Annotated in this window: 4 protein-coding genes; 2 read left to right on the top strand and 2 right to left on the bottom strand. The window is 60.2% G+C overall.

The genetic code is table 11. The features are described 5' to 3' along the window. Positions 1 to 518 (top strand): NAD(P)H:quinone oxidoreductase (gene wrbA, locus ACXRVY_RS23020; protein WP_458238328.1); only part of this gene is annotated, 518 nt, incomplete at its 5' end. 1 nt (position 519) lies between these two features. Further along, positions 520 to 945, top strand: a complete 426-nt coding sequence (locus ACXRVY_RS23015; RefSeq protein ID WP_223459731.1) for a DUF2069 domain-containing protein — start codon at positions 520 to 522, stop codon at positions 943 to 945. A gap of 204 nt (positions 946 to 1149) precedes the next feature. Here the strand turns inward: ACXRVY_RS23015 and ACXRVY_RS23010 are convergent, their stop codons facing one another. Both ACXRVY_RS23010 and ttcA read right to left on the bottom strand, forming a co-directional pair. Continuing rightward, the gene (locus tag ACXRVY_RS23010; RefSeq protein ID WP_458238327.1) at positions 1150 to 1764 is read right to left on the bottom strand and encodes a DNA-3-methyladenine glycosylase I; all 615 of its coding nucleotides are present in this window, start codon (positions 1762 to 1764) and stop codon (positions 1150 to 1152) included. A gap of 150 nt (positions 1765 to 1914) precedes the next feature. Beyond that, on the bottom strand, positions 1915 to 2739 hold the full coding sequence (gene ttcA / locus ACXRVY_RS23005) for a tRNA 2-thiocytidine(32) synthetase TtcA (RefSeq protein WP_223459736.1): 825 nt from the start codon (positions 2737 to 2739) through the stop codon (positions 1915 to 1917). Positions 2740 to 2769: the final 30 nt, after the last annotated feature.

Below are 2769 nucleotides of genomic sequence, written 5' to 3'. Positions count from 1 at the left end.
GTGTCGAACAGGCCGGGCTTGAAGCGCGCCTGCGCACGGTGCCGGCGATCTCGACCGAATGCGAAGCCGTGTCTGCGCAGATTCCCGACGAAGGCGCGCTGTACGCCAGCCTCGACGACCTGAAGAACTGCGCAGGCCTGGCACTCGGCAGCCCGACCCGCTTCGGTAACATGGCCGCACCGCTCAAGTACTTCCTCGACAGCACCAGCAACCTGTGGCTGACCGGTGCGCTGGTGGGCAAGCCGGCGGGTGTATTCACCTCCACGGCGAGCCTGCACGGTGGCCAGGAAACCACTCTGCTGTCGATGATGCTGCCGTTGCTGCACCACGGCATGCTGATCACCGGCCTGYCCTACAGCGAGTCGGCACTGCTGGAAACCCAGGGCGGCGGCACGCCTTACGGCGCCAGCCACCACGCCGGTGCCGATGGCAAAAGCGGTCTGGACTCACATGAAGTGGCGCTGTGCCGGGCGCTGRGTATGCGCCTGGCGAAGACTGCACAGAAACTGGAGAGCTGAGGTGGCAAAAAAGCCAAAGATTCTGCCCGCCCTCGAATGGCTCGAGCCACGCGTCAAGGCGATGCGTGTCATCAGTCTGCTGTGCTTTTTCGGCCTGGTGGGATTGCTGTGCATCTACTACCTGTTGGTCGCCGACCTGCACGGCGCCCGGCCATGGGTGATTCTGTTGATCGAGCTGGTGCCGTTGCTGATTCTGGCGCCGGGGATGATCATCGGCAGCCCTCGCGGGCATTCGTGGATGTGCTTTGTGGTGAACCTGTATTTCATCAAGGGCGCATTGGCGGCCTATGACCCGAACCGGCAATTCTTCGGTTTGCTGGAGATGGGCGCGAGCCTGGTGGTGTTTTGCTCGGCGCTGTTGTATGTGCGCTGGCGGTATCAGTTGAACCGCAAGCTGGCGGGTGAAGGTGAGATCAGCGTCGCCTGATCTGACGCCTTCGCTGCGATGCGGCGACCCGACAAGCCAGCTCCCACAGGTTTTTGCGTCGATCACACATTTGTGTTTCAACAGAGATCCTGTGGGAGCGGCGGTGCGGCGATCCGACTTGCCCGCGATTGGGGCAACTCGGTCTCAATGATTGACGGTATAAGCCAGCATCATCGAAATCTGGCTCATCGCCCGTCCGCCACTTTATTCATGCCACTGGTTGAACACGTCCTGCACCAACGCCAGGTCGCGCAGGCTGCTCGGCACCTTGTCGATGATGTCCTGCGCATTCAGCGCCGCCACCACGTCATAGCTCGGTACAAAAGTGTCCTTGCCGATCATGCGCAAGAAGCGCGGGGCGGACAGCCCACCCAACTGATGTCCGCGCTTTTTCAGAAAGGTCCAGAGCCCGACGATATCGGTCACCGGCCAATCGGCGATCAGCGCGCCGAAGCTGCCCTTTTCATGGGCCACGTCCAGTATGAACTGCGCATTGCGCGGCACACTCTTGAGCTTGCCCAGGTGGCGGATGATCCGCGTGTCCTGCATCAGCCGTTCCAGGTGCTCGGCGCTCATCAGCACGACTTTTTCCGGGTCGAACTTGAAGAACACTTCTTCGAAGGCCGGCCACTTGGCATCCACCAGGCTGTGCTTGAGTCCGGCACGGAATACCCGTAGTGCCATCATCGAAAGATAGCGATCGTCGCTGATCTTGCGCAGTTGCGCCGGGGTCTTTGGAACGGGCAGATGGGCTTCCAGTTCAGCCGCCGAACCGAAGCGGTTCAGGCAGTACTCGTTCAGCCACTTGTAGTCGCGCATGCCCTCTCCAATAATCTGAAATAAAACGAAAAAACCTGTGGGAGCGAGCTTGCTCCGGGCGGCGTTCCGACGATAGCGGTGTGTCAGGCGACATCTCTGTTGACTGATGCACCGCAATCGCGAGCAAGCTCGCTCCCACAGTAATCGGGGTCAGAGGTTGACGACGTTGACGAAGCGCGACGCCGCTGATTCGTCGATCTTCAGATTGGTGAAGTCAAACAGGTTGCGGTCCGCCAATTGCGACGGGATCACGTTCTGCAGGCTGCGGAAAATGCTCTCGGTACGGCCCGGGGTCTTGCGCTCCCAGTCCTGCAGCATTTCCTTGACCACCTGACGCTGCAGGTTCTCCTGGGAACCGCAGAGGTTGCACGGGATGATCGGGAATTGCTTGAGGTCCGAGTAAGCCTGGATGTCTTTTTCGTTGCAGTAGGCCAGCGGGCGGATCACCACGTTACGGCCATCGTCGGCGCGCAGTTTTGGCGGCATGGCCTTGAGCGAACCGTTGAAGAACATGTTCAGGAAGAACGTCTCGACGATGTCGTCGCGGTGGTGACCGAGGGCCATCTTGGTCGCGCCGATTTCGTCGGCGAAGGTGTAGAGCGTTCCGCGACGCAAACGCGAGCACAGCGAGCAGGTGGTCTTGCCTTCCGGGATCAGCTCCTTGACCACCGAGTAAGTGTCTTTCTCGACGATGTGGTACTCGACGCCCAGTTCCTTGAGGTAGGCCGGCAGCACGTGCTCCGGGAAGCCCGGCTGCTTCTGGTCCATGTTCACGGCCACGATCTCGAACTTGATCGGCGCGACCTTCTGCAAGTGCATCAGCACGTCGAGCATGGTGTAGCTGTCCTTGCCACCGGACAGGCAGACCATGACCTTGTCGCCGTCTTCAATCATGTTGAAATCGGCAACCGCCTCACCGGCCAGTCGGCGAAGGCGCTTTTGCAGTTTGTTCTGGTTGACCGTGAGAGTGCCCATGACGCGAAATCCGTGAGGTGTGACGAAAGG

The organism is Pseudomonas sp. P5_A2_2, from assembly GCF_054177685.1.
This window is presented reverse-complemented; position numbering and strand designations above follow the sequence as displayed.